Here is a 23,397-nt window from a genome sequence, read left to right on the forward strand (position 1 = left end):
CCACAGGAAATGCGACCCAGATGCCTCAGAACTGTGAACATTCTCCGCAAGCAGGCATTCACACATCCACACATCCACACATCCACACATCCACACACCCAACAGCGCATGACCCTCCGACTTAGCTAGCCACTAAAGTCACCTGGCCAGGACAAACAACCCCAAGCACCAACCCGCACCCTTCCGCCCCGCTCCAACACACCCCAAAAACTCGATCACCATCCAACACGATGCCTCTCGAATTCAAAGACTTCCCACTCATAAAGTTCCTCAAAAAAGACAGCGAATACGCACAGCGCCTGTACTTCCTCCGGAAAGAACTAGACCAATGGCTTCAGCATACGGCCGACCTATTCCCCCACTACACCAGCCATGCGCGCGACCACAGCGAACAGATAATCCTCCAACTGTCTAATCTTCTATTCAAAAAAGGGAAGCCCACCGCAAGAGAATTTTCACAAGCAGAAGCATACGTCTTAGCCTGCGCTGCATATTTGCATGACGCAGGAATGGTTGTCTCGCCAGCCGAAATCGAATCTACACTGGGATCTGCGCGCTGGGAGAAGTTCCTTTCCACGACTCCCAACGGGAAAACATCGATACTAGAAATTCTCAAAACACAAAACACGCAATCCAGCGACATTGTCGCATACAAAGCAGGCATTCAACTGCGACTACTGCTAGCGGAGTTTTTCCGAAGAGAGCATCACCAACGCGCTCCACTCGTCCTAAAACTCCACCCTGCGCTTCGGCAGGTCGTGGACTTCAATGATCGCCGATACTTCGAGGCTATTTCATCGATCGCAATTGCCCATGGCCTGAATCGTGCCGAACTCAACGACCCCATTCGATTCAAGGAAACCGTCGACCTCGGCGGAGAAAAAGTCAACATCCGCTTCATGGCTCGCCTACTAAGAATCGGCGACCTGCTGGACATGCGCAGCTCGCGCGCCTCCCCATACGCATGCACCGCTGTCGAGCCACTGCCACTGGAGTCCAAGCCGCATTGGAAGCAATACTCCACTATCACGTCCGAACACGTCGCCCCAGCCAAAATTGAATATCACTGTGAATGCCAGGATCAGGACACGCACGCAGTGCTTCGCGACTGGTTCGGATGGCTCTGCGACGAAGTTCGCGATACTGGATTAGCAATGCACCACGCGGAACGCCACTCCGATTGGCGTCCCCCCAGGTGCACAATTGAGCATGACGGCTTACCACCGACAATAACAATTCAACCTGCCGAGAACGCTAACTATACGTTCCACAGATGGAAGCTTGAACTCGACCAAGAGAAAATTCTAGAGAGGCTCATTCACAACGTCTACGAGTATCCTGAGGTCTACATTCGAGAGCTCATACAAAATGCCATCGACGCCACGCGTTGCCGCCTCTACGAAGACTACCGCACCAGCCCCCCAGAAGCCCCACCTCCCCTCTTCCCAAACCATTTCCCTCAAGAGCACCTAGACAAATACCCTCTCTCAATTTCCATAAGCGAAAAAGAAATATCACTCCCAAGAACAGGAGAGAAAGCCCGTCGCCACATTCTCACAATCGAAGACAGCGGCATAGGAATGGACAGCGACACCATCCGCAGATTTCTCCTCCAAGTAGGGCGATCCTACTACCAGAGCGAAGAATTCAAGTCCAGATACACATTCATCCCGACCAGCAGATTTGGCATTGGATTCCTGAGCACATTCGCCGTCAGCAATCACATTACAGTCGAGACAGCCAAGTTCCCACTCCCCCAATCGGAGCCCCATGGGATACGACTGACACTACAGGGCCCTAGCACATACCTACTTACCGAACGATGGAGCCCTTTCGAAAGTCGACCACAGCACCGTCGCCATGGAACACGGATTCAGGTGATTCTTAGCGACCCCATGGAGCCAGGAGTCCTGACACAGCTAGTGAGCAACTGGTGCCAGCGCGTGGAAATCCCAATATACATATCGGATTTCAATCAAGAGACTCGCATCGTCTCACAAACCATCAAGGACCGTTCAGCCACAATCGCCAGCGCAACAGATCCAAGCGGACGATTTGAAATACGCGCATTTAGAATATCAGAGCCAGGTATCGAAGGGGAGATCTTCAGAGTTGCATACATCAACAACAACGGAGAGAGTTGGCTTCGCGAGTGGGACGAATCCAGGGACCTCACCGACAAACCACTGGAGACAATCCCTCAACTGCCACGTTCCAGTATATCACTACATGGAATCCTACACCGTTCACCTTCAAACATTATCCGAGACTCCGATTGGCATGCATCGATAGATGACCGACGACCAAACGCCCAAACCAACCTCGCAAGAACGGGCATTTGGCGCTCTCCTACAGCCTCCCCCGGAAGAAATCGACCCGGTTCCAACCCTGATTTGGAATCCAGCATCGAAGCGATACTAAAAAAACACATCAGCGCCGCCGTCAGTAATCATCTCCAGACCGAACCACGCGCACGCAAGCCTGACCATTGGCAGTATGCCGGAAAACTCCTTTCAGACCCAGGAGTGATTCCTGAAATGGCTTGGGCATGGCCGCAAACCACGCCCCTTCGAACCGGCAACGATGTTCAATACATTTCCGCCAACGAAGCAATGCATCTGCCTTCAGTGCACATTCTTCGCATACGAGAGCGCCACAGACGCACCAGCGACCATTCAGCGCTCCCAGCAATCGACGTTCCACACATCCCCTACTGGCTCGCGCCGCGATTTCTCCGCCACTGGATCAATCAACAGATAATGAATTCCAAATTCACCGACATCAAGCAAATCGACAATGACTGGGCACTACTCACGCTAACCAACACACCAATGCCGTCTCTTATACAGGGTGCCCTTGTCACAAACATCGAAGGAAAAAACTTGGCAGCTATATGCATATCAGCCGCTCGTTCCACGACCGCCTTCAACTCCAATCACGAAATAATCAAATGGCTCCTCGCGGTTCATCATTCAGCTGAGCGTGGCGACAGCGTTGTTACGCGAGAAATGTCCGCCAAACTGGCTGAGGAACTCCAGCGCCTCGATGTAACTGGCTTTGACGCCTATATTGAAAAATGGCGCAAGTTTCCTGGAATGCCCCAGAACCTCATTCCACCTTCGGATTGGAGCTGGCACACTGTCTACAGGGCCACGCTCCATCTTGAATAACGCCAGTCTTATGCCACGAGCGATAAAGTTCTACTTCAGCCGCCTGCTACCCCAGGAAGCAGTTGACGTAAGTCGGAAGGGTCTGTTCTTCATACGGGATGAGTGTTGGGCTTCCCACTACGGAGAATCTGCGGCAGGCCATTGTTCGAGCCTTCCATGAGGCGGGCCTGCCGAGTGGGCAGATTGCCCACCTTCTGGCTGGGCATTGCGAGGCAACGGTCAGTCGAGTGGTGCGGTTACACCCGGAGACCGGAGAAGTGACTCCCCGTCTGCGGGGAGGAGGTAACTTCTCGCCATTCGCGGCAAGGTGGCCGAGGAACTCAAACGCCTGGTGGCCAAGAACCGGAGGCCACCGTGGTGGAGTTGCAGGAAGTGCTGACGGCGCGTACCGGACTGGTCATCCGTCGGGCTTTCATGCAGCGGGCCCTGCGCCGGCTGGGTTTCTCACACAAGAAAAGTCCTTCGCCACCTCCGAGCGTGAGGCGCCGCAAAACCTCAGGCGCAGGCGTGTCCTCGTAGCACTATTGAACGTCGTAGACGTCCAGCGATTCGTCTTCCTCGACGAATCCTTCTGCAACACCTCCATTCCTTCCTGCAACTCAACTGATCTCGTCGTCAGTGTGTTCCACCGATAAGGGCCACAGCAACAGGCTGTTACAACGGCCCACATTTCGCCCACATGTGAATTAACTTTTATTCATCCATTGCAGATGCATGCGTTAAATGGACATTCCGCACCTACAAAAATTGGCATTACCGAGGCATCCCGTGAAACCACCACATCAACGCCCCCACCGCGAGCTGGCCACCGACGAACAGCGCCGCCCTCCACGGTAGGCGCACGGGCCGCCCCTGGAAGTCATCAAACCGCACCAGGGCGAACAGGGCCCAGACCAGCGTCATCACCCCACTGAGCACGAAGCCCTTTACCGGGCTCTCTAGCGGGGGGGCGAAGATGAAGTGGTAAAGCACCGCGGGCACCACCAAGGCCACCACCAGCACTAATCCCCAGACGCGCGCGGCAGGCACCAACGTGGCCGCCCTGCGCATCCTCCGGGCCCTCCCGAGCTTCGGCGCCATCTCGCTCACTGGCGTCGGCTTGGGCAGCACCTTCCCCTTCCACACCAGGTAGTGCGTGGCCATCAGCCTCGATGCGCGCGTCAGGTTGAAGCCCTCCACCGGCGTCCCCGCCGCCATCGCGCTGCGGCAGCTCACCGCCCAGTCGATGTAGTGGTGGACCTCCTCCAGCGGCAGCTTGACGATGCTCCGGATGACCTCGCGCGCCACCACGGGCGCCAGCGGGTCCACGCTCCACCCATCCGGCCCCAGCGTGCGCAGCGCCTCGTCCTCCCGCTTCGCACCCACGGGCACGCCCTCTTCGCCCTGGGACTCCAGCTCCCACGCCATGGTGCCCACGTCGCCCATCCACACCCGCGTGCTCTTGAAGCCCGCTTCCTTCGCCAGGCTGGCCACGCGCGTCAGGAAGCCGTCCTGCTCCGCCGCCTCCGCCTCGCCTTCGACGCGCGGCGCACCGAGCACCTGCACGTCGATGAGCGTCAGCGCCGGCCCGAACTGGAAGACGTCCGCGACGACGATGTCGCTCCGAGGCTGCTCCCCGAACGACGTCCCCAGTGCGGCGTCCATCCACTGACGGACCCTGGACCGGTCCGGGCTCCCATGAATCCAGAGGTGATTCGCGATGCCGTAAGCCATGAGCTCCTCAACCCGGATGCCTACCAGAGACGCGGCGCCACGCTCCAGGATGATTGGCGCCCCGCCCCTTCACGGATACCACCCCGGGTCATGGTAGACAGGGACGCACCGCATGGACCGCCTGTCCCAACTCCTCTGGCTCTGGATGCTCTTCTTCGCCGTCAACGCCCTCTGGGCGCTGGCGCAGACCGCCGTGGCCAGCACGCTGGGGGCACGGCCCGTGTCCGTCGTCCTCGGCTACGGCCCCACACTGCTCTCCGCCCGCCTGGGGAGCATCCTGTGGGCCTTCCGCCCCCTGGCGCTCGGCAGCGCGGTGAGCTTCGACGAGCCCATCGAGGGCGCCCCCGCCAAGAGCCGCCTGCTCCAGCTCTCCCCGCCCCTCCACGCCGCCGTCATCCTCCTGCCCTGGGCCGTGCAGGTCGCCATCGCCATGGCCTGCCTAGGGCCCACAGAGGCCCTGCGCCAGTTCGTGAGCGGCTTCGCCGTGCCCTTCGAGCCCTCCCTGCTCCCTGGCCGCGTGGAGCGATTCCTCGCGCTCCTCCGGGACGGCGACCTGCTGCGAGCCTGGGGCCTGATGAGCGCGAAGCTGGCCGCCCTCAACCTCCTGCCCCTGCCCGCGCTCGCCGGAGGCACCTTCCTGCTCCTCCCGTGGCGCAAGGGCTACCCTGTCTGGGCCGGCCTGCTCGGAATCCTCGGACTCCTGGCCGCAGTGCCGTGGGTGCTCTACGTGCTCTACGTGGTCATCAAGGTGCTCGTCTGACGCCTACTCCTGGCGCTGCAACGCCAGCCGAGCCCCCAGCGCGACGAACACGCCACCGGTGACGCGCTTCTGCCACGCCGCCACGCGCGGATTGCGCCGCATCCAGCCCCCAAAGGCACCCGCGAACGCAGCCAGCAGCACCAGCCACGACGTGCCCGTGACGGAGAACATCAACCCGAGCCCCAGGAACTGGAGCCCCGTCGAGCCCGCGGACGCGTCCACGAACTGCGGCAGGAAGGCCAGGAAGAACACGGCCACCTTCGGGTTCAGCACGTTGGTGACGACGCCGTCGCGGAAGATGCGCCACAGGCCAGCGGGTGGCAGCGCCTGCACCGCCTCGGCCGCGGTGTCCTTGCTGCGCAGCATCTGCACGCCCATCCACACGAGGTAGGCCGCCCCACCCCACTTCACCACGGAGAAGGCCAGCGCCGACGTCGCGAGCAACGTCGACAGCCCGAACGCCGCCGCCGCGATGTGGAACAGGCACCCAACGAAGATGCCCAGCGCGGAGACGATGCCCGCCTTGCGCCCCTGCCCCATGCTCCGGGCCAGCACGAACATCGTGTCCGGCCCGGGCGTCAGGATGAGCGCGAGCACCGCCAGGAAGTAGGCCGTGAGGCGCGTCGGGTCGAAGAGCATGGCGGCTCCAGTGGGGGCGCGGCTGGCCCCGATTGCCGTTCACCGTACCCGCCGGAGCCCGCCGAGCAAAGCGACCCGCAGCATCAGACAGGCGCGCGCGTGCCGGCCCGCTCGTCCGCGATTCGCGCCTCACGCTCGCGCCGCAGGGCCCGCTCGGCCTCCTCCGCGCTGATGGGCACGGCAGGACGGAACACCGTGCGATACACCGCCGCCGCGGTGGCGCCTCCCAGGAGCGGCGCCACGATGAACAGCCACAGCTGCCCCATGGGCACGCTCCCCGCGAACACCGCCGGCCCCAGGCTGCGCGCAGGATTCACCGACGTGTTCGTCACCGGAATCCCCACCAGGTGGATGAGCGCCAGCACCAGGCCAATGGCCAGCCCCGCGAAGCCCACCGGGGCGCGCGCATCCGTCGCGCCCAGCACCGTGAGCACGAGCAGGAAGGTGAGCGCCACCTCCGTGAGGAAGGCCGCTCCCATGTTGAAGCCGTCAGGTGAAGCAGCGCCGTACCCGTTGGTCGCGAGTCCCTCGGTCACCGCCGAGTACCCTCCGGGCATGCCCTTGGCAATCAGCAGCACCACGCCCGCGCCGAGGATGGCCCCCACGCACTGCGCCACCACGTAGCCGACCGCGTCCTTGCCCTCTATCTTCCCCGACAGCAAGAGGCCCAGCGTCACCGCCGGATTCACATGGCAGCCCGAGATGGGGCCAATCACGTACACCATGGCCAGCAGCGACAGGCCAAAGGCGAGCGCGACACCTTGGAAACCGATGTGGTCGCCCGCCAGCACGGCAGCCCCGACGCCTCCCAACACCAGGACGAACGTCCCGATGAACTCCGCAACGTACTTCCGGACGGCGTCGTTGTTGCGGGGGCTGCCCGCCCGAGCCAGCGCGCCCCTGTCCCTGGATGCATCCATGGTCAGCCTCGATTCGCGCGGCCAGATGCCGCGCTTCAGCGAATTCTTCCAGGCACGCTGTGCATGGACCGGGAGACGACAACGCGAAGCACCGCGTCATGGCCGCTGAGCGGCCCCTGTGCGCGGCCCAAGGCCCTCCGCCTCCCTTGATGCGCAAAGCCAGACCCTCTTTGACTTTCAGGTTTAGGGCAGACAGCCTGGATAGGCCGTCCCCACCTGGAAAGGACTTGTCATGAAGGCTGCAACGCTGCTGTTCGCCGTGACGACGATGCTGCTGATGGCCGCGTGTGGCCCCGTGGACGCGCCGGCGCCCGGCGGGGCCGCCGAGGAGCTGGGCCAGAGCACCGCGGAGCTCCACACCTGCACCAACAGCTGTTCAGCCACGGGAGGCCCGTCCATCAGCTGTACGGGCAACTCCTGCTCGTCCGCGAGCAACTACGTCGTCTGTGATGGCCAGTACACCTACTGCCAGCAGCCTCCGCCGCCCGGTCCGTGCGCCGACTTCACGCTCCACTGCCCGGGAAGCAGCACCATCCTCCGGTGCCCGACGCAGACGCAGGTCTGCATGGAGTGGACGAGCTGCTCCATCCGGTGCGACGGCGTGGAGCGCCGCTGCCCGACGCCCAGCGGAACGGTCTGCCCGCTCTAGCCAGACGTCGTGACCTGGGTGCGGCGCCGCGCGCAGTGGGCGGCGCCCGCACCAGCAAGGCACTACTTGTTCTTCATCACCCCGATGAAGGGGATGTTCCGGTACACCTCGCCGAAGTCGAGCCCGTAGCCCACGACGAAGAGGTCATCGATGACGAAGCCCTTGTAGTCGATGTCCACCTTCGTCCGGGCGCGCGAGGGCTTCTCCAGCAGCGTGCACACCTTCAGCGACGCGGGGTGCCGAGCGCGCAGGTTCTCCAGCAGGAACTGCATGGTGAGCCCGGTGTCGATGATGTCCTCGATGATGAGCAGGTGCTTGCCGGCCATGGGCTTGCTGACGTCGGTGGTGATGCGCACCTCGCCCGTGGACTCCGTGCCGCCCTGGTAGCTGGACACGCCCAGGAACTCCAGCTTCACCGGCAGGTCGATGTACTTCGCCAGGTCGATGGCGAAGAACGCCGAGCCCTTCAACACGCAGATGAGCGTCAGGTCCTTGCCCGCGTAGTCGCGCGTAATCTCCGCCGCGAGCTCGCGCACGCGCGCCTGCAACTTGTCCTCGGAAATCAGGACACCGACTTCCTGCTCGTAGAACGCCAAGGATTCCTCCGCTACACGTACGCGTTGTTCATGATCTCCCCGAAGCCGCCGCCTCCGGGGACGATGTACTGCCGGTCATCCAGGCCCCGCTCCTTCTCCCAGAGCGCGCCCGGCTCGGTGCCAAACACCTCCGGCGGGGACAGGCCCCGGTCCAACCGGAGCGCGTAGATGATGACGTCCGGATGGTCCGTGGTCATCTTCCGCAGGTACTCCGGCGTGACGATGAGGTTCAGGGTGATGATGCGCCGGGGTGTCCCGGGCACCTTGTTCTTGTAGAGCGAAATCGCCGTGGACAGGCTGCCCCCCGTGGCCCCCATGGGGTCGGGGAAGAGGACGAAGGCGTCGTCCACGTCGCCGCCAATCTTCGCGCCGCCAATCTCCGAGCCCACCACCGCCTCCGCGGCGTCAATCATGCGGCTCATGATGATGTGGTCCTGGCGCACCACCGTCGGGTCCAGCGTGGCGTTCATCAGGTCGTACGTCACCTGCGACGGCAGCGTGCCCGCCCGGGCGATGTTCACCGTCACCACCCGCACCTGCGGGTCGATGACCTCGCCCTGGTAGAGCCCCTGCGGGGTGGAGTCGATCATCCGCGTGGGCAGGCTGACGTTCTTCCGCGGGAACTCCGCGTTGAGCACCGTCTTCACCAGGTCGACGTACAGCGTCTCCACCAGGCGGTTGATCTGCGGCTGGATGACGCCCTTCGAACACAGCGTGGCCAGCTGGGTCAGGAGAAAGGGATTTCCCACCAGGTGGACGTGAGGCCCATAGTGGTGGGGCATCTCGTTCAGCTTGAAGGGAACGTTGGAGTACAGGGTGTCGCGCATCCGTTCAGCTCCCGCTCAGTCGAACAGTTCCAACGTCTGCGGCGGCGTGCCCTCCGCCGGCTCCGCCACGTGACACTTGCGGCAGCGCGGCTCGTACGCGCCCGCCGCGCCCACCACCACCCGCTCACCACTGGACACGATGCGCTGGGAGCGGTTGGCCGGGTTCCCGCACACCACGCAGATGGCCAGCTCCTTCGTCACGTACTCCGACACCGCCATCAACTGGGGCATCGGTTCGAAGGGGCGCCCCTGGTAGTCCTGGTCCAGGCCCGCGCAGATGACGCGCAGGCCCTTGTTGGCCAGCGCCTCCACCACGGCGACCACTTCTGAACCGAAGAACTGCACCTCGTCGATGCCCACCACCTGGGTGTCGGGCGCGAGCCTGTAAAAAATCTCTTCAGCCCGCTCGATGGCGGTGGACATCACCTTGTGCTGCGAGTGGCTCACCACCGCGGATTCGTCGTAGCGGTTGTCGATGCGCGGCTTGAAGACCTGCACCTTCTGCTTGCCGTAGACGGCGCGTTGGACGCGGCGGATCAGCTCCTCCGTCTTGCCGGAGAACATCGAACCGCAGATGACCTCTATCCACCCGATATCTTTGGGGAATTGGTGCAAGGAACGCTCACGGGCCGGGGGCGGAAAGGGCGCGGATAGTCTGCCACGACCCCAGGGGAGTCAACTTCCCGCCACGCCCGTCCCATAGCCGAATCGTCCCCGGATGTCGCCCGCTTCCTCGCCTGCCCGTCACCGGGCCCCGCGGGCGTTGGCAAGGCTCTTGAAGAGCATTGGCTACGGACTGGCGAAGGGGGATGGGCGTGGCGGCGACGATCGGACAGATGCGGGGTGGGGCGTGGGGCAACAGGGCTTCTTTCTACCTGTCACCGGCGTCCGTCGCGTTGTTGATGCTGAACCTGCTGGACGGGCTGTTCACCCTCTTCTTCCTCCAGTTGGGCGTGGCCGAGGAGCTCAACCCCATCATGCGGGAGGCCTATGAGCAGTCCCCGCTCTTCTTCATGTTCTCCAAGCTGGTCATCGTGAACGCGGGCCTGTGGCTGCTGTGCATCCACCGGCACCTCAAGGCCAGCCGCATCGCCATCCGGCTGGGCGCCGCCGTGTATGCCGTCATCGTGGTCTACCACCTCGCGTTCCTGACCCACCTGGTCATGCACTGGCCGCAAATGCTGACCTAGCCTCCACTCGCAGCGGCCGACTGTGGGGGCATTGAACAGTGGCGCAAATCTCTCTCGCGCCCGCGCTTGCATTTGGCACCCGGTATGTCCCAGGCTTCCCTTCAGCTCCGACCTTTCGGGTTCGGGGGGGGACCATGAACATCACCGACGTCCGGGTGTTTCCGGTCGAAGAGGACAAGCTCAAGGCGTACGTCACCATCACCTTGGACCACTGCTTCGTCATTCGCGATTTGAAGGTCATTCACGGCTCGACCGGGCTCTTCATCGCGATGCCAGCCAAGAAGCGGAAGGATGGGACGTACAAGGACATTGCCCACCCGCTCAACGCGGATACGCGGAGTCAAATGGAACGCGTCATCCTGATGGAGTACGAGCGACACCTCCATCAGGCGCAAGCCGGGATGCTCGTCGCAGCGCCAGCGGACCTGGACTAACGACTTCTTTCCTTCCGTCCGCGTCCAGGTTAGTCAGCGGCCCCACCATGCAGCCGCGTGACTTCAAGGTGTTCGCCGGGAACTCGAATCCCGGCCTGGCGCATCGCATCTGCGAGTACCTCAAGCGCCCTCTAGGCAAGGCGGAGGTCGGTCGGTTCTCGGACGGGGAGATTCACGTCGAGATCGGCGAGAACGTCCGCGGCCACGATGTCTTCATCCTCCAGTCGACCTGCCCGCCCGCGAACGACCACCTGATGGAGCTGCTCATCATGTGTGACGCGCTCAAGCGGGCGAGCGCCGGCTCCATCACCGCCGTCATTCCGTACTACGGGTATGCCCGTCAGGACCGGAAGGTGGCGCCGCGTACGCCCATCACCGCGAAGCTCATCGCGGACCTGCTGGAGTCCGCGGGCGCCGGGCGCGTGGTGTCCATGGACATGCACGCGGGGCAGATCCAGGGCTTCTTCAACATCCCCTCGGACCACCTCTACGGCTCGCCGGTGTTCCTGGAGGACCTGCGCAAGCGCTTCCCGGAGTCGCAGGAGCTGGTCATCGTCTCGCCGGACGCCGGCGGCGTGGAGCGCGCCCGCGCGTACTCCAAGCGGCTGAACACGGGCCTGGCCATCATCGACAAGCGCCGTCCCCGCCCCAACGCGTCGGAGGTGATGAACCTCATCGGCGACGTGAGCGGCAAGGACGCGGTGCTGGTGGACGACATGGTGGACACCGCCGGCACGCTCGCCCAGGCGGCCGCGGCGCTGAAGGCCAAGGGCGCACGGCGCGTGGTGGCGTACGCGGTCCACCCCATCCTCTCCGGTCCGGCCATCCAGCGCATCCAGGACTCGGTGCTGGAAGAGGTCGTCTTCACGGACACCGTGCCGCTGTCTCCGGCGGCGCAGGCCTGCTCGAAGATCCGCCTGCTCACCACCGAGCGACTCTTCGGCGAGGCCATTGCCCGCATCCACCGCGCCGACTCGCTCAGCTCGCTGTTCGTCTGAGCCGGCGCGCGCGTGCCTGCCGGGCGGCTTGACTCCAGGCCCTCCGGCTGGCATGTGCACCACCCTCCATCGGAGGCCTTCACAGGCGCCGTCTTCGGGGCCCGCCACTGGGGCGGGATGCCGAGGGCGCCAGGGCCGCCGGTGGCACCCGCAGTCCCATCCGTGAGGATTCCATGTCCGTCAATACGAGCACCCTCGAGGCCAAGCCGCGTGAGGGTTCCGGCAAGGGCGTTGCCCGCCGCCTGCGCGCCGAGGGTCTGATTCCCGCCGTCGTCTACGGAAAGCACCTGGAGAAGCCGGTGCACATCTCCGTGAACCCCAAGGCGGTCCGCCAGGCCATCAACACCCCGCACAAGTTCAACACCCTGATCCAGATCAAGGTGGAGGGCGGTGACCGTCAGGTGCTCCTGAAGGACTACCAGATGGACCCCGTCACCCGCGCCATCCTGCACGCCGACTTCCTGGACGTGCGCCCCACCGACAAGGTGAAGGTCAACGTGCCGCTGGTGCTCTCCGGCCGCGCGCAGGGTGTGGCGGACGGCGGTCTGCTGACCCAGGCCCGCCGTGAGATCGAGGTGTGGTCGCTTCCGGGCGCCATCCCCGAGAAGCTCGAAGTGGACGTGACGCCGATGAAGATCGCCGAGGTGCTCCACATCAACGATCTGAAGCTGCCCGAGGGCGTGTCGGTGAAGACGAACGTCAACTACACCCTGGCCGTCATCAGCGCGCCGGAGGCCGTGGAGGCGGGTCCGAGCGCGGCGGCTGCCGCGGCGGCTCCGGCCAAGGACGCGAAGGCGGCTCCGGCCAAGGACGCGAAGGCCCCGGCGAAGAAGTAGTCTGTCGCCTTCAGCGGTCCTTCAGGAGCGGGGCCGGCCCGGTAAGGGGCTGGCCCCGTTTCTCGTTTCGGGAGCCACGTCATGAAGCTCATCGTCGGGCTGGGCAATCCGGGGCGCGAGTACGAGCGGCACCGGCACAACATCGGGTTCATGGTGGTGGAGGCGCTGCTGTCGCGGGCGCGCGCGGAGCTGAACCAGGAGAAGTTCGCGGCCAAGGTCGGCCAGGGCACCCTGGCGGGCGAGCGCGTCCTCTTCGTGGAGCCCCAGACGTTCATGAACCTGTCGGGCCGCTCCGTCGCGGAGGCGGCGCGCTTCTTCAAGGTGCCGGTCGCGGACGTGCTCGTCATTCATGACGAGCTGGACCTGCCCCTGGGCCGGCTGCAGCTCAAGGCCGGCGGCGGCAGCGGCGGCCACAACGGCCTCAAGAGCATCGTCTCCAGCCTGGGCGACGAGGGCTTCATCCGCCTGCGCTTCGGCATTGGCAAGCCGGAGGGCCCCAATGCCCGCGAGCGCGTGTCCGGCTACGTCCTGTCCAACTTCGACGACGGCGAGCGCCGGGAGATGGATGCGCTCATCGACCGGGCCATGGACATGACGGAGCTGTGGATCCGCGAAGGGCTGTCAGTGGCCATGAACCGGTTCAACCGGAAGGCCTGAGGCGGGCCCCCAGGCCCCCCCACGGGCTGGCGGACGGGGCGCCCGGCCGCTTGACTTGGCGGGGGGCCCCCCATAGAAGGCCCCTTCCCTCATCGGGGATGACCCGGTGGGATGTTCTTTTCCAGCTTCCCGTGTTGGTACACGGGACGTAGCGCGAGGGTGACGGGCGCGCGGTTTCCCGTCCCCGGCGGTGGGCCTCTCAGGTCCGCTGGCCGTTTCCCCGCTCTCTGGATTCACCGGAGGGCACTCGACCCCAAGGGGAGAGAAAACAATGGCTGAGACGCAGGCCGCGACGCGGCTTCGTGAGTACGAGACCATCTTCCTGGTCAAGCCGGACCTGACGGACGACAACGTGGACAAGCTCAAGGAGCGCGTCCGCGGCATCGTTTCCCGCGAGGGTGGCAAGGTCATCCGCTTCACGGTGTGGGGCAAGAAGAAGACCCTGTTCCCCGTAGCGAAGCAGCCCCGCGCCATCTACGTGCACACCCACTTCCTGGGTGGCGCGAAGCTGGTGGCGGAAATCGAGCGCAACCTCCGCAACCTGGACGAGGTCACCCGCTACATCTCCGTGAAGCTCGCGGACGAGGTGGACCCCGAGACGCGTCCGGTGCTCGAGGACGTGAAGCTGGCCGGCGACGTGGAGGAGACCCGTCCGGGCGCTCCCGCGGAGCGCGAGGGTGGCTTCCGCTCCGAGGGTTCCGAGGAGCAGGGCGGCGACTCCGAGGAGGAGTCGTCCGAGGAGGCCTGAGGGCCTTCTGGGTCAATTCGCTAGAGACCATTCCAGGATACGAGAACGCTCATGAGCAACGGAACGGATAGCAAGACGGCCTCTGCCCCCGCCGCCCGCAGCGGTGGTGGCTTCGGCGGTGGTGGTTCGCGCGGTGGAGACCGGGGTGACCGGGGTGACCGTGGTGGTGATCGCGGCGACCGCGGCGGCGGGCTGGGCGGCGACGACGACAAGCGCGGTGGTGGCCGCGGCTTCGGCCGCAAGAAGGTCTGCCGCTTCTGCGCGGAGAAGAACGCGTCGGTGGACTTCAAGGACCAGGCGACGCTGAAGTACTTCGTGACCGAGCGCGGCAAGATCATCCCCCGCCGCATCTCCGGTAACTGCGCCAAGCACCAGCGCGAGGTGGCGGTGGCCATCAAGCGCGCCCGTGGCATCGCGCTCCTCCCCTACAACGCGGTGGTCGGCTAGTCCGCCGGTCCGCACAGGAGACTGAACATGAAGGTCATTCTGCGTGAGGACATCGAGAACCTGGGCAAGTCCGGGGAACTCGTCACCGTGAAGGACGGCTTCGGCCGCAACTTCCTCCTGCCCCGCAAGAAGGCGGTTCTGGCCAGCGAGCAGAACCTCCGCCAGCTGGAGCACGAGAAGGCGGTCATCGCCGCTCGGAACGCCAAGCTGAAGGGCGCGGCCGAGGAGCAGGCGAAGAAGATCGGCGCCATCAAGGTCAGCATCAAGCGCCGCGTGGGCGATCAGGACAAGCTGTTCGGCTCCGTTACGGCGCTGGACATCGCGGAGGCGGTTGCCGCCGAGGGTCAGAGCATCGACCGCCGCCACATCCACCTGCCCGAGCCCATCAAGGCCCTGGGCAACTACGAGGTGGAGCTGCGCCTGCACCGCGACGTCATCGCGAAGATCAAGCTCGAGGTCCTGCCGGAGTAATCCTCCGCGGGCTTCACTGAAGTGAGAGAGGGCCGTCCGGGGCAACCCGGGCGGCCTTTTCCTTTGCGCCCCACCCTGCCCGTCCGGCTCACACCCTCGTGAAACCGGCTGGCGACAGATGCGTGGAGCGCTCGGGGCGCGGTGCGTATCCCGGAGCGGAAGGAGGCTCGCGCATGAGCACCACCGCCACCCCGCACCTCACCGATGAGCACCGCCCGGACCTGGACTGGCTCCGCGTGGTGGCCATCCTCCTGCTGCACCTGTTCCACACCGGGATGATGTTCAACACCTGGGACTGGCACGTGAAGAGCGTCCACGCCCTGCCGTGGCTGGAGCCCCCCATGGAGGTGCTGCATCACCTCCGCATGCCGCTGCTGATGTGCATCTCCGGCCTGGGCACGGCGGTCGCGCTGCGGCGGCGCTCGCTGGGCACCTTCGCCGGGGACCGCGCGAAGCGGCTCCTGGGCCCATTGGTCTTCGGGATGTTCGTCGTGGTGCCGCCGCAAATCTACCTGGAGCGACTCCAACGAGGGACGTTCCAGGGCAGCTACGCGGACTTCTACCCGTCCGTGTTCGGCTTCGAGCCCTACCCGGCCGGCAGCTTCAGCTGGCACCACCTGTGGTTCGTCGCGTACCTCTTCGTCTACTGCCTGCTCGCGCTGCCCCTCTTCGCGGCGCTGCGTACGGCGAGCGGCCGGCCTGGCTCCAGCGCGCCGAGGCGTGGCTGAGCCGGGGCTGGAACGTGGCGTGGCTGTTCCTGCCACTCGCGCTCAACGAGGTGTTGCTGCGCCGCTTCCCCCAGACGCACGCGCTGCTCGACGACCCGCGAGCCTTCATCCACTTCGGCCTCTTCTTCCTCGGCGGGCACCTGCTGGGCCGGTGTCCTCGCGTCATCGAGCACCTGGTGGCCCGGCGCAAGGCGCTGCTGGGCGCCTGCGGCCTGCTCTTCGCCGTCATGGCGCCGCCGAACGAGTACGCCTTCCCACTGGAGACGCTGGGCCGCACGGCGCTGCAGTGGCTCTTCATCCTCACGGCCCTGGCGTGGGCGCGGGCCTGCATCCACGTCCGTCGCCCCTGGCTCCAGTACGCGCGCGAGCGGGCCTACCCGTTCTACATCCTCCACCAGACGGTCATCGTCATCGTCGGCTTCGCGGTCGTGGACTGGCCCGTGGGCCCCTGGGGCCTCTTCCTGGCGGTGCTCACGCTGACGTTCAGTCTCACCTGGGGCCTGTGTGAAGGAGTGGCCCGGGTGCCCTGGCTGCGAGCGTGCTTCGGGATGCCGGCTCGCTCGAAACGGGCCGCGCCCATCCATGCCGCCGCCCCAGTGCATACTGCCTGACGACGCCCATGACGCCCTCTCCGCCCCAGGCCGGCCTCGACTGGAAGTGGCCCCGCATCCGCGCGAAGCCGGCGCTGGCGCTGTTGGGCTTCTGCCTGCTCATCGGCCTGTGGATGGGGCTCACGCTGTGGCTCACCATCCTCGGGGACGGCGGCACCCTCCCGGGCTCCCGTCCCTTCCTCTGGGAAATCACCGGGGCGCTCGGCATCTGGGCCGTCATGCCCATCCTCTACACGGCGGTGGTCAACGCACCGAGCCCTCGCATGGGATGGGGGCGCTTCCTGGGCATCCATGCCATGGCCTTCGTGCTCTTCACCGGCCTGCACACCGCGCTGATGGTGGGGACGCGGCAGCTGCTGTACGCGCTGCTCGGCTGGGGCACCTACGACTATGGCGCGCTCGCCTTCCGCATCCCCATGGAGGCGCAGAAGGACCTCATCTCGTACACGGTCACCGCCACGCTCTGGAGCTTCCTCCAAACCTGGAAGGAGCGTCAGGCACGGGCGCTGCGGGAGGCCTCGCTGGAGGCCGAGTTACGAGCGGCCCAGCTCCAGTCCCTCACCGGGCAGCTCCATCCGCACTTCCTCTTCAACGCCCTGAACACCGTCAGCGCGGTGATGTACGAGGACCTCGCGCGCACGGACCGGCTGCTCAGCGACCTGGGCGGACTGCTGCGCGCCAGCATGGAGCGGCGCGAGGCCACGTGGACGCTGGCCGAAGAGCGAACCCAGGCCGCGCGCTTCGTGGCCCTTCTAGCCGCGCGCTTCGGCGAGCGGGTGACGGTGCACTGGGACGTGGCCCCCGGCCTGGACGGCGCCCAGGTGCCCTGCTTCGCGCTGCAAGCGCTGGTGGAGAACGCGGTGAAGCACAACCAGGACCGAACAGAGGCGCTGGAGGTGCGCATCCGGGCCCGGGAGGACGGCGCCGGGTGGCGGCTGGAGGTCGAGGACACCGGGCGCGGCTTCGGCACGCCGTCCCCCGCGTCCGGCCCCGGTGTGGGGTTGGCCCACCTCGAGCGCATCCTGACGCTGCTCCACGCGGGCCGAGCGCGGCTGGAGCGGAGCCACGGCCCCGAGGGCGGCGCGCGCGTGTCGCTCTGGCTGCCACGGGAGGCCGCGGCATGACGCGCTTCCAGGTGCTCGTGGCCGATGACGAAGCGCCCGCGCGGGCGAAGGTGAAGCGCCTGCTGGCGGAGGACGTGCGCTTCGCGCTGGCGGGCGAAGCGGCGGATGGGACACAGACGTTGAGTCAGGTGAGTGCCCTGCATCCGGACCTGCTGGTGCTCGACGTGCAGATGCCCGGTCTCACCGGCTTCGAGGTGCTTGAGGCCCTGGGCCCGGAGCACTGCCCCGCAGTCATCTTCTCCACCGCGTACGACGCCTTCGCGTTGGCGGCCTTCGAGGCGCAGGCGGTGGACTACCTCTTGAAGCCCTACGACGCGGAGCGCTTCGGCCGGGCGCTCGACAAGGCCCATGCGGTGCTCCGCAGCGGGCTGCCGGACACCGCGCGGCTCCAGTCCCTGCTAGCGGAGCTGGGGCGGGCACCCGCGGGCCGTCCGTTGGAGCGGCTGGTGGTGAAGGTGGGTGAGGCCTGGGTGCCCCTGCCGCTGGCGGACGTCTGGCGCCTGTCGGCCGAGGACAAGTACGTGCGGCTCTACACGGGCCAGGGCGAGCACCTGGTGCGACAGACGCTCCGCGCCCTGGAGGAGCGGCTGGACCCCTCACGCTTCGTCCGGGTGCACCGGGGCGACATCGTCAATCTGGACGCGGTGGCCCGCCTGGAGCCGTGGAGCCACGGGGATGGAATCCTCGTCCTCAAGGATGGGAGCTCCGTCGTGCTCAGCCGCACCTGGCGTGAAGCGTTCCTCCGGACGTGGGGACTGGAGGGGTAGGCGTCGCTGCTACAGGGCTGTGGCAGCAAATTTGGTTGTGTCAGCCCTGCCTGTAGAGTGGGCGGGCTGCCATGGAGAACGTCCACGAGTTCAGAGAGGGTCGGAAGGTCCACGAGGACCTCGCCGCGGAGCGCGCCGTACTGGGCGCCGTGCTGGCGGACAACACGCTCATCGCCGCGGTAGGCGAGGTCGTCCACCCAGAGGATTTCTCCAGCCCCGCACACGCCCAGATTTTCGAGGCGATGCTGAAGCTCGACGGCCAGTCGAGACAGGTGGACCACCTGACGCTGGCCGAGGAGCTGAAGGTGTTGGGCCACCTGGTGTCGGTGGGCGGCCCGGCCTACCTGATGCGTCTGGACCAGGTGGTGCCCATCGCGTCCAACGCGGTCCAGTACGCGCAGATCGTCAAGGACCAGGCCATCCGCCGCCGCCTGGCCCAGGCGGGCAGGGAGATCCAGGACCTCGCCAGCCAGGAGACGGGCGAGCTGGAGGTGCTGCTCGACGAGGCCGAGCGCAAGGTGTTCCTCCTCGCGGAGAAGAAGCGCGAGGGCGACCTGCGCCCGGTCAGCGAGCTGATGGAGCATACGCTCGACCTGCTCGACAAGATGAAGGCGGCGGCCACGGGCATCACGGGCCTGTCCACCGGCTACATCGACCTGGACAACCAGCTCACCGGCCTGCACGCCGGCGAGCTCATCATCCTCGCGGCGCGTCCCGGCATCGGCAAGACGTCCTTCGCGATGAACATCGCGGTGCACGCGGCGCTGAAGGAGAACAAGGCCGTCGGCATCTTCAGCCTCGAAATGCCCGCCGACCAGCTGCTGATGCGTCTGCTGGCCTCCACCGCGCGCGTGGACATGAAGAAGCTGCGCGGCGGCCGGCTGACGCCACACGACGAGGAGAAGTTCCAGGAGATGGCGGGCGCGCTCTACAACGCGCCCATCTACATCGACGACTCAGGCGGCCTGTCCCCGTTCGACCTGCGCGCCAAGGCCCGCCGCGTGAAGCAGCGCGACCCGCGCCTGTCGCTCATCGTCATCGACTACCTCCAGCTCATGCATCAGAAGGGCAAGGTGGAGAGCCGCCAGTTGGAGGTCGCCGAAATCTCCCGCGCGCTGAAGCAGCTCGCCAAGGAGCTGGAGGTGCCCATCATCGCGCTCAGTCAGCTCAGCCGAAAGGTGGAGGACCGCAAGGACGGCAAGCCCCTGCTGTCAGACCTGCGTGAGTCCGGCTCCATCGAACAGGACGCCGACGTGGTGATGTTCATCCACCGTGAGACGTCTGACGAGGGCCCCGACGGGCAGCCTGCGCAGCAGTCGAACACCGTCATCCCCGTGGAGCTCATCGTCGCCAAGCAGCGTAACGGCCCCATCGGCTCCATCGACCTGGTGTTCCTGGCCGAGTACACCCGCTTCGAGAGCCGGTCTCGAAGCGAGTAGCAACCCTCCGCGTTCGCGCGGGCGCGGTGTACATCGCACCCGCCCCTGCCGGTTCGCAGGGAGCAGCGGCTTCGACCTACTCCGAGCCCGTACGCAGGTAGCGCACGACCAGCGCGCGGGCCGAGCGCACCGCCGTCTCCAGCGTCCGTCCCCGCCCCAACTCCGTGGCGAGCGCGGACGCCAGCCGACACCCCGTGCCCCGGCGGCCGGGGGCGCGCGCCAATCTCTTGCCCTCCAGCACTCGCACGCGGCCCGGCGTGGCCAGGACGTCCGCCAACCCCTGCGTGTCCGGCAAGTGCCCGCCCTTCACCAGCACCGCGCCAAAGCCGTGCTGTGCCAGTGCCTCTGCGGCCTCGACAGCCTCGTCCACCGTGCGCGCGACGGGTCGTCCCAGCAACCAGCCCGCTTCATCCAGGTTCGGCGTGAGCACCACGCGCGGCCCGGCCAGAGACAGGTAGGCCCGTGCGGACAGGCGCGTCAGCGGCTCGCCTCGGGAGGTACGCACCACCGGGTCCACCACCCACCACGCGCCCGTGTCCTCCAGGGCCCGCTGCGCGGCCTCCAGCTGCACGCGCGCAGGCACCATGCCGCACTTCACCGCGTGCACCGGCCCCAGTTCGCGCGCGGCGGCCACCTGCGCGGACAGCACGCGCGGCGGCGAGGCCGTCCAGGTGAAGGTGCGGACACCCTGCGCCGTTTGCGCGGTGGGCACCGCCACCGGCTGGCCCCGCAGCGCGCGCACCGCGGCGACATCCGCCAAGAGCCCTGCCCGTCCCGTGGGCTCCAACCCCGCCAGCAGGAGGACGCGGGGACTCACCGGCGATGCTCGCGCGCCTTCTGCACGAACGCCTTGTAGAGCCCCACGTGCACCGGAATGGTCGTGGACATGTATTCGGGGTGCCACTGCACGCCCACGGCGAAGGTGTGCGCGGAGGACTCGATGGCCTCCACCACGCCATCCGGCGCCACCGCGGTAATCGTCACGTCCTTGCCCACGCCGCGCACCGACTGGTGGTGGGTGGAGTTGACCATCAACTGGCCATACCCCACCGCCTCCGCCAGCAACGTGCCGCTCTTCACGTCCACCGGGTGCTGCGGGTGCGTGCGGTCGTGCTTCTGCTCGTGCTCGCGAGCGCCCTCCACCTCGCGGCCGATGTCCTGGTACAGCGTGCCCCCCAGGATGACGTTGAGCAGCTGCATGCCGCCACAGATGCCCAGCACCGGCATGTTGCGCTTGAGCGCGCCGCGCATGAGCGCCGCCTCGAAAGCGGTGCGCCCTTCCTTCAGCGCCCCCAGGCCCTCGCGCGCATCCTCGCCGTAGGCCGACGGAGGAATGTCGAACGCGCCGCCCGTAACGAGCACCCCGGAGATGCGGTCCAGATAGGACTCCACGCAGGCCGGCTCGTCCGAATACGGCAACACGAAGGGAAGCCCGCCCGCGCGAAGGACGGCGTCCGCGTACGGAACCTTCAGCTCATAACGGGCAAAGGGCTGCTCTCCGGCCGGACTCCAGTCCGGGGTGATGCCGATGTTGGGGCGGCGCGGCGCCGGCCCGTGGTGACGCGAATGGTTGTTCATGGAAGCTCCTGGCTTCGAGGCTATGCCCCGGAGCGCCCCTGTTCAAACGCGGCCACCAGCCGCCTCACACGCTCGGTGATATCCGCGGAGAGCAGCGCGTCGGACACCACCGCCGCGCAGTGCGCCCCGGCCGCCGCCACGCTCGCGATGTTCACCAGCCCCACCCCACCAATGCCCACCACGGGCAGCGGGCTGTCACGCACCACGGACGCGAAGGCCTCCAGGCCCAGCACTGGCGCGGGCACCTGCTTCGTCGACGTGGGGAAGACAGGCCCCAGCCCCACATAGTCCGCCCCCGCCGCTTGCGCCGCCCGCGCGCCCACCCCGTCTCGCACCGTGACGCCCACCAGACGGGCAGGCCCCAGCAGCGCGCGCGCATCCTCGGCGGGCACGTCCTCGTCACCCACGTGCACACCGTCCGCGTCCGCCAGCAGCGCCAGGTCCACCCGGTCGTTCACCAGGCACAGCGCGCCTTCCCGGCGGCACAGCGCCACCACCTGCCGCGTGGCGGCCAGCGCCTCACGGACCGGGGTGCGCTTCATGCGCAGTTGCACCACCCGGGCCCCACCGGCCACCAGGCGAGCCGCCTTGTCCACCAGTGAAATCTCCGGCAGGACGGAGTCGTCGCACAGCAGGTAGGGACCGCTGGGAAGGTACGGGCGGGATGGTGCGTTCATCGGCTCTGGAAGGCGGGACGGCGGCGTTGACAGATGGCCACCCTGCTATAAGGTGCCGCGCTGTTTTCCAAGCAATTCTGAGGATTTGAACCATGGCGGATTCGGCGGACCCGAAGTACCTCGATAAGCGCACCGTGGAGCGGTACGTGCGCTCAGGCCAGCTCGACGAGACGGAGTACGAGCGCCACCTCCAGGGCCTGCCCGACGTGGCGGAGAAGTCCGTCCCCGTTGAGACGCTCATGCTCGACGACGCCGACGACTTCGACGACGAAGAGGATGACTTCGAGGACGAGGGCGACGACACGTCCGACGACAGCGATGAGGCCGAGACCTCCGACGCCGCCGAGTCGACGGATGGTGACGCCGACGACGACGCCGACGAGGCCGACGAGGCCGAGAGCGACAACGAGGCCGCCACCGCTTCGAACGAGACCTCCGACGACGAGGGGCCGGTCTCCGCATGAGCTCCGGGGACGAGAAGCGCGGCGAGACCTTCGTGATGCGGGGGGAAGCGCGCTCCGCGTCCGAGGAGTCGATTTCCTTCAGCACCTTCATCGTGGGGCTGGGCACCGCGGTGCTCATCCACCTGGGAGGTGCACCCAATCCTGAAACGGGTCAGACGGAGAAGGACCTGCCGCTGGCCCGGCAGAACCTGGACCTCTTGTCCATGCTGCGCACGAAGACGCGGGGCAACCTGACGGCCGAGGAAGAGAAGCTCTTCGACGGACTGCTCGCGGACCTCCGCCTGCGCTACGTGGAGGCGACCAAGCGGTGAAGCACTCCAGTAGGAAGGGCCTGCCCGGCGGCATCCGCTTCGCCGCCATCGTGGGCCTGGTGCTCTCCATCCTCACGGGCTGGGCAGCGCTGATGGAAGCCGTCGAGATGGCGAACTTCTACGAGGCGCGCTCGCTCCGGATGGAGCAGGAACTGCCTCGGATTCCCGGCGCCCCGGCACTCGACCCGAAGATTTTCGAGGTCTACTACGGGGCGCTGGAGCCCATGCGGGAGCCGCGCGCGGTGCTGCTGGGCTTGCTGGCCGTTGCCTGCGCCTTTGTCAGCGTGTCCGCGGCGCGCGTGCTGAATCCGGAGAACCTGCACCGCGACGCCATGAGCCGGGTCCTGAGCCGCGCGGCCATCATCGCCGCAGGGCTGCGCACCATCGACGGCGCGCAGATGTCCGTGGCCAAGCAGCGCCTCTTCGCGGCGTTGGCGGAGCCGATGAGCAAGATGCCCGAGTTCCCACCGGACATCACCGTCGAGGCCTCTCGCGAAATCCTGAGCGCGATGGGCGTGGGGAGCGCCATCTTCGGCACCGTGGTGGTGGCGGGCACCTTCGCGATTCTGGGGCAGTACTTCCGCAGCCAGCGCGTCCGCGAGGCCATGGCCGTGCAGGACGGGCCGCAGGCGGAGTAGCCCGC

Annotated in this window: 28 protein-coding genes; 19 read left to right on the forward strand and 9 right to left on the reverse strand. The window is 66.2% G+C overall.

Translation table 11 applies throughout. The features are described 5' to 3' along the window. Positions 1-230: 230 nt before the first annotated feature. On the forward strand, positions 231-3,170 hold the full coding sequence (locus QEG98_RS27100; protein WP_316563345.1) for an ATP-binding protein: 2,940 nt from the start codon (positions 231-233) through the stop codon (positions 3,168-3,170). A gap of 753 nt (positions 3,171-3,923) precedes the next feature. On the opposite strand, the gene QEG98_RS27105 is transcribed toward QEG98_RS27100, so the two are convergent. After that, positions 3,924-4,883 (reverse strand): hypothetical protein, encoded by a 960-nt coding sequence (locus tag QEG98_RS27105; RefSeq protein ID WP_316563346.1) that lies wholly within the window; start codon positions 4,881-4,883, stop codon positions 3,924-3,926. A 112-nt stretch (positions 4,884-4,995) separates the two neighbouring features. On the opposite strand from QEG98_RS27105, the gene QEG98_RS27110 reads away from it, so the two are divergent. After that, complete coding sequence (locus QEG98_RS27110) at positions 4,996-5,643, forward strand: hypothetical protein (RefSeq protein WP_316563347.1); 648 nt, start codon at positions 4,996-4,998, stop codon at positions 5,641-5,643. Between the two features lie 3 nt (positions 5,644-5,646). Here QEG98_RS27110 and QEG98_RS27115 read toward each other — a convergent pair whose 3' ends face one another. Then, positions 5,647-6,282, reverse strand: a complete 636-nt coding sequence (locus tag QEG98_RS27115; RefSeq protein ID WP_316563348.1) for a LysE family translocator — start codon at positions 6,280-6,282, stop codon at positions 5,647-5,649. Between the two features lie 83 nt (positions 6,283-6,365). After that, positions 6,366-7,202 carry an aquaporin Z gene (gene aqpZ / locus QEG98_RS27120; protein WP_316563349.1) on the reverse strand — a complete coding sequence of 279 codons (837 nt, stop codon included), beginning with the start codon at positions 7,200-7,202 and terminating at the stop codon, positions 6,366-6,368. A gap of 232 nt (positions 7,203-7,434) precedes the next feature. On the opposite strand from aqpZ, the gene QEG98_RS27125 reads away from it, so the two are divergent. Next, entirely contained in the window at positions 7,435-7,851 is a 417-nt protein-coding gene (locus QEG98_RS27125) for a hypothetical protein (RefSeq protein WP_316563350.1), read from the forward strand. Between the two features lie 62 nt (positions 7,852-7,913). Here the strand turns inward: QEG98_RS27125 and hpt are convergent, their stop codons facing one another. Genes hpt through QEG98_RS27140 form a run of 3 tightly spaced genes read right to left on the reverse strand, consistent with a single transcriptional unit; the run spans position 7,914 to position 9,889 of the window. Further along, the gene (gene hpt / locus QEG98_RS27130) at positions 7,914-8,447 is read right to left on the reverse strand and encodes a hypoxanthine phosphoribosyltransferase (RefSeq protein ID WP_011555045.1); all 534 of its coding nucleotides are present in this window, start codon (positions 8,445-8,447) and stop codon (positions 7,914-7,916) included. An 11-nt stretch (positions 8,448-8,458) separates the two neighbouring features. Next, positions 8,459-9,274, reverse strand: coding sequence for a uracil phosphoribosyltransferase (locus QEG98_RS27135; protein WP_011555046.1), 816 nt, complete (start codon positions 9,272-9,274; stop codon positions 8,459-8,461). Between the two features lie 15 nt (positions 9,275-9,289). Next, positions 9,290-9,889, reverse strand: a complete 600-nt coding sequence (locus QEG98_RS27140) for a thymidine kinase (RefSeq protein ID WP_141590246.1) — start codon at positions 9,887-9,889, stop codon at positions 9,290-9,292. Positions 9,890-10,083: 194 nt separating this feature from the next. Between QEG98_RS27140 and QEG98_RS27145 the strand changes: the two genes are divergently transcribed. From QEG98_RS27145 to dnaB, 13 genes are all read left to right on the forward strand, one after another. Then, complete coding sequence (locus QEG98_RS27145) at positions 10,084-10,464, forward strand: DUF5658 family protein (RefSeq protein WP_171452260.1); 381 nt, start codon at positions 10,084-10,086, stop codon at positions 10,462-10,464. Positions 10,465-10,598: 134 nt separating this feature from the next. Beyond that, a complete protein-coding gene (gene spoVG, locus QEG98_RS27150; protein WP_002634160.1) occupies positions 10,599-10,898 on the forward strand; it encodes a septation regulator SpoVG in 300 nt (99 codons plus the stop codon). A 47-nt stretch (positions 10,899-10,945) separates the two neighbouring features. Next, the gene (locus tag QEG98_RS27155; RefSeq protein WP_011555049.1) at positions 10,946-11,896 is read left to right on the forward strand and encodes a ribose-phosphate pyrophosphokinase; all 951 of its coding nucleotides are present in this window, start codon (positions 10,946-10,948) and stop codon (positions 11,894-11,896) included. Positions 11,897-12,069: 173 nt separating this feature from the next. Continuing rightward, complete coding sequence (locus tag QEG98_RS27160) at positions 12,070-12,732, forward strand: 50S ribosomal protein L25/general stress protein Ctc (RefSeq protein WP_316563351.1); 663 nt, start codon at positions 12,070-12,072, stop codon at positions 12,730-12,732. Positions 12,733-12,813: 81 nt separating this feature from the next. Next, a complete protein-coding gene (gene pth, locus QEG98_RS27165) occupies positions 12,814-13,389 on the forward strand; it encodes an aminoacyl-tRNA hydrolase (RefSeq protein WP_316563352.1) in 576 nt (191 codons plus the stop codon). A gap of 271 nt (positions 13,390-13,660) precedes the next feature. Further along, positions 13,661-14,137: a 30S ribosomal protein S6 gene (gene rpsF / locus QEG98_RS27170; protein WP_011555052.1), complete on the forward strand. Its 477-nt coding sequence runs from the start codon at positions 13,661-13,663 to the stop codon at positions 14,135-14,137. Positions 14,138-14,188: 51 nt separating this feature from the next. After that, positions 14,189-14,584 (forward strand): 30S ribosomal protein S18, encoded by a 396-nt coding sequence (gene rpsR, locus QEG98_RS27175; RefSeq protein ID WP_090491552.1) that lies wholly within the window; start codon positions 14,189-14,191, stop codon positions 14,582-14,584. Between the two features lie 27 nt (positions 14,585-14,611). Further along, positions 14,612-15,055 carry a 50S ribosomal protein L9 gene (gene rplI / locus QEG98_RS27180; RefSeq protein ID WP_011555054.1) on the forward strand — a complete coding sequence of 148 codons (444 nt, stop codon included), beginning with the start codon at positions 14,612-14,614 and terminating at the stop codon, positions 15,053-15,055. Between the two features lie 173 nt (positions 15,056-15,228). Continuing rightward, complete coding sequence (locus QEG98_RS27185; protein WP_316563353.1) at positions 15,229-15,783, forward strand: acyltransferase; 555 nt, start codon at positions 15,229-15,231, stop codon at positions 15,781-15,783. A gap of 14 nt (positions 15,784-15,797) precedes the next feature. After that, a complete protein-coding gene (locus QEG98_RS27190) occupies positions 15,798-16,394 on the forward strand; it encodes an acyltransferase family protein (protein WP_316563354.1) in 597 nt (198 codons plus the stop codon). A gap of 8 nt (positions 16,395-16,402) precedes the next feature. After that, positions 16,403-17,518, forward strand: a complete 1,116-nt coding sequence (locus QEG98_RS27195; RefSeq protein WP_316563355.1) for a sensor histidine kinase — start codon at positions 16,403-16,405, stop codon at positions 17,516-17,518. Then, complete coding sequence (locus tag QEG98_RS27200) at positions 17,515-18,285, forward strand: LytTR family DNA-binding domain-containing protein (protein ID WP_316563356.1); 771 nt, start codon at positions 17,515-17,517, stop codon at positions 18,283-18,285. Before QEG98_RS27195 ends, QEG98_RS27200 begins: the two co-directional genes overlap by 4 nt. Before the next feature lie 71 nt (positions 18,286-18,356). After that, a complete protein-coding gene (gene dnaB, locus QEG98_RS27205) occupies positions 18,357-19,724 on the forward strand; it encodes a replicative DNA helicase (protein ID WP_090491556.1) in 1,368 nt (455 codons plus the stop codon). A gap of 76 nt (positions 19,725-19,800) precedes the next feature. Here the strand turns inward: dnaB and QEG98_RS27210 are convergent, their stop codons facing one another. The 3 genes from QEG98_RS27210 to thiE are packed head-to-tail and all read right to left on the reverse strand — an operon-like array spanning position 19,801 to position 21,979. Beyond that, positions 19,801-20,541: a hydroxymethylpyrimidine/phosphomethylpyrimidine kinase gene (locus QEG98_RS27210; protein ID WP_316563357.1), complete on the reverse strand. Its 741-nt coding sequence runs from the start codon at positions 20,539-20,541 to the stop codon at positions 19,801-19,803. Further along, a complete protein-coding gene (locus QEG98_RS27215) occupies positions 20,538-21,302 on the reverse strand; it encodes a gamma-glutamyl-gamma-aminobutyrate hydrolase family protein (protein WP_316563358.1) in 765 nt (254 codons plus the stop codon). The genes QEG98_RS27210 and QEG98_RS27215 overlap by 4 nt, the downstream gene beginning before the upstream one ends. A gap of 20 nt (positions 21,303-21,322) precedes the next feature. Beyond that, positions 21,323-21,979 (reverse strand): thiamine phosphate synthase, encoded by a 657-nt coding sequence (gene thiE, locus QEG98_RS27220; RefSeq protein ID WP_316563359.1) that lies wholly within the window; start codon positions 21,977-21,979, stop codon positions 21,323-21,325. Positions 21,980-22,071: 92 nt separating this feature from the next. On the opposite strand from thiE, the gene QEG98_RS27225 reads away from it, so the two are divergent. The 3 genes from QEG98_RS27225 to QEG98_RS27235 are packed head-to-tail and all read left to right on the forward strand — an operon-like array spanning position 22,072 to position 23,392. After that, on the forward strand, positions 22,072-22,443 hold the full coding sequence (locus tag QEG98_RS27225) for an RNA polymerase subunit sigma (RefSeq protein ID WP_316563360.1): 372 nt from the start codon (positions 22,072-22,074) through the stop codon (positions 22,441-22,443). Next, positions 22,440-22,754: a DUF1844 domain-containing protein gene (locus QEG98_RS27230; RefSeq protein WP_171442376.1), complete on the forward strand. Its 315-nt coding sequence runs from the start codon at positions 22,440-22,442 to the stop codon at positions 22,752-22,754. Before QEG98_RS27225 ends, QEG98_RS27230 begins: the two co-directional genes overlap by 4 nt. Then, positions 22,751-23,392 carry a hypothetical protein gene (locus QEG98_RS27235; RefSeq protein ID WP_316563361.1) on the forward strand — a complete coding sequence of 214 codons (642 nt, stop codon included), beginning with the start codon at positions 22,751-22,753 and terminating at the stop codon, positions 23,390-23,392. The genes QEG98_RS27230 and QEG98_RS27235 overlap by 4 nt, the downstream gene beginning before the upstream one ends. The last annotated feature ends 5 nt before the right edge of the window (positions 23,393-23,397 follow it).

It is taken from the genome of Myxococcus sp. MxC21-1 (genome assembly GCF_032612255.1).
Classification (GTDB): domain Bacteria; phylum Myxococcota; class Myxococcia; order Myxococcales; family Myxococcaceae; genus Myxococcus; species Myxococcus virescens.

Bases quoted from the DNA above. Each gene is read 5' to 3' on its own strand.
- QEG98_RS27160 (WP_316563351.1), top strand. From the start codon at position 12,070: ATGTCCGTCAATACGAGCACCCTCGAGGCCAAGCCGCGTGAGGGTTCC.
- dnaB (WP_090491556.1), top strand. From the start codon at position 18,357: ATGGAGAACGTCCACGAGTTCAGAGAGGGTCGGAAGGTCCACGAGGAC.
- QEG98_RS27145 (WP_171452260.1), top strand. From the start codon at position 10,084: ATGGGCGTGGCGGCGACGATCGGACAGATGCGGGGTGGGGCGTGGGGC.
- QEG98_RS27185 (WP_316563353.1), top strand. From the start codon at position 15,229: ATGAGCACCACCGCCACCCCGCACCTCACCGATGAGCACCGCCCGGAC.
- rplI (WP_011555054.1), top strand. From the start codon at position 14,612: ATGAAGGTCATTCTGCGTGAGGACATCGAGAACCTGGGCAAGTCCGGG.
- thiE (WP_316563359.1), bottom strand. From the start codon at position 21,979: ATGAACGCACCATCCCGCCCGTACCTTCCCAGCGGTCCCTACCTGCTG.
- rpsF (WP_011555052.1), top strand. From the start codon at position 13,661: ATGGCTGAGACGCAGGCCGCGACGCGGCTTCGTGAGTACGAGACCATC.
- QEG98_RS27125 (WP_316563350.1), top strand. From the start codon at position 7,435: ATGAAGGCTGCAACGCTGCTGTTCGCCGTGACGACGATGCTGCTGATG.
- QEG98_RS27100 (WP_316563345.1), top strand. From the start codon at position 231: ATGCCTCTCGAATTCAAAGACTTCCCACTCATAAAGTTCCTCAAAAAA.
- pth (WP_316563352.1), top strand. From the start codon at position 12,814: ATGAAGCTCATCGTCGGGCTGGGCAATCCGGGGCGCGAGTACGAGCGG.
- QEG98_RS27155 (WP_011555049.1), top strand. From the start codon at position 10,946: ATGCAGCCGCGTGACTTCAAGGTGTTCGCCGGGAACTCGAATCCCGGC.
- QEG98_RS27230 (WP_171442376.1), top strand. From the start codon at position 22,440: ATGAGCTCCGGGGACGAGAAGCGCGGCGAGACCTTCGTGATGCGGGGG.
- QEG98_RS27115 (WP_316563348.1), bottom strand. From the start codon at position 6,282: ATGCTCTTCGACCCGACGCGCCTCACGGCCTACTTCCTGGCGGTGCTC.
- QEG98_RS27195 (WP_316563355.1), top strand. From the start codon at position 16,403: ATGACGCCCTCTCCGCCCCAGGCCGGCCTCGACTGGAAGTGGCCCCGC.
- QEG98_RS27110 (WP_316563347.1), top strand. From the start codon at position 4,996: ATGGACCGCCTGTCCCAACTCCTCTGGCTCTGGATGCTCTTCTTCGCC.
- rpsR (WP_090491552.1), top strand. From the start codon at position 14,189: ATGAGCAACGGAACGGATAGCAAGACGGCCTCTGCCCCCGCCGCCCGC.
- QEG98_RS27215 (WP_316563358.1), bottom strand. From the start codon at position 21,302: ATGAACAACCATTCGCGTCACCACGGGCCGGCGCCGCGCCGCCCCAAC.
- aqpZ (WP_316563349.1), bottom strand. From the start codon at position 7,202: ATGGATGCATCCAGGGACAGGGGCGCGCTGGCTCGGGCGGGCAGCCCC.
- QEG98_RS27105 (WP_316563346.1), bottom strand. From the start codon at position 4,883: ATGGCTTACGGCATCGCGAATCACCTCTGGATTCATGGGAGCCCGGAC.
- QEG98_RS27200 (WP_316563356.1), top strand. From the start codon at position 17,515: ATGACGCGCTTCCAGGTGCTCGTGGCCGATGACGAAGCGCCCGCGCGG.
- QEG98_RS27135 (WP_011555046.1), bottom strand. From the start codon at position 9,274: ATGCGCGACACCCTGTACTCCAACGTTCCCTTCAAGCTGAACGAGATG.
- spoVG (WP_002634160.1), top strand. From the start codon at position 10,599: ATGAACATCACCGACGTCCGGGTGTTTCCGGTCGAAGAGGACAAGCTC.
- QEG98_RS27225 (WP_316563360.1), top strand. From the start codon at position 22,072: ATGGCGGATTCGGCGGACCCGAAGTACCTCGATAAGCGCACCGTGGAG.